This window comes from Bartonella tribocorum, from assembly GCF_002777915.1.
Taxonomy (GTDB): Bacteria; Pseudomonadota; Alphaproteobacteria; order Rhizobiales; family Rhizobiaceae; genus Bartonella; species Bartonella tribocorum_A.
Window position 1 is genome coordinate 1 of record NZ_NJGE01000075.1, and the last position, 993, is coordinate 993.

Annotated in this window: 1 pseudogene; it reads left to right on the forward strand. The window is 40.3% G+C overall.

The features are described 5' to 3' along the window. A pseudogene (locus tag CER18_RS10170) lies at nt 1-993 on the forward strand (hypothetical protein); the annotation flags it as partial.

The window sequence follows — 993 nt, forward strand, 5'->3', positions numbered from 1 at the left end:
CTATTTTGGTGGCGGCGCTAAGTATGAGAATGGTGAGTGGACGGATCCTAATTTCAAGGTTAAGCAAATCGGTTCTGATGGCGATATTACTGAAGAGTCGTATAAGAATGTAGCGGAAGCTTTGACTGGTGTTGGTTCTTCTTTCAAGAGTGTTCATGATGAAATTAGCACTATGATAAGTAATAGTCTTGTAAAGCAAGATGCTACAACGAACCTCATCACTATTGGTAAAGAAGTAGAAGGCGGTGAAATCAATATTGCCAACAAAGATAAAGAAGATCGTAGGCTTTCTGGAGTTAAGGCAGCAGAGAAGGGTAATGAAGCGGTTAATAAAGAGCAATTTGATAAAGGCTTGAAGGATCTTTCTCACAGCCTTCAATCGGATGATTCAGCGGTTGTTCTTTATGATAAGAAGGACAATGGTGAGATTGACTATACGAGTGTGACCTTTGGTAAAGGCCAAGATGCATCACCTGTAGGTCTTCACAATGTTTCGGATGGTAAGATTGCGGATAAGTCACATGATGCGATTACAGGTGGTCAGATTAATACTATCTCTCAAGATGTTGCAAAGTTCTTAGGTGGTGAAACATCCTTTAAAGATGGTGCCTTTACAGGCCCAACTTATAAAYTRTCTCAGGTTGATGAAAAAGGTGAAGCTAAACAAGCTGAGTTTAAAGATGTTGGGTCTGCTTTTAGCGGACTTGATGAGAATATCAAGAATGTTAATGATCGTATTAAGGAAGTATCTCAAGGGGTTGCACAGGATTCTTTATCGTGGAGTAAGGATGACAATGCCTTTAGTGCACAACATGGGGAAGGTAAAGAAAGAAAAGCTAGCAAGATTACTCACATTTTGGATGGAAACATTGCTTCTGGCTCTACGGATGCAGTAACAGGTGGTCAGCTTTATTCGATGAATAATACGTTAGCGAGCTATTTTGGTGGCGGTGCTGAATATAAAGAAGGTAAATGGGCTGCTCCAAACTTCAA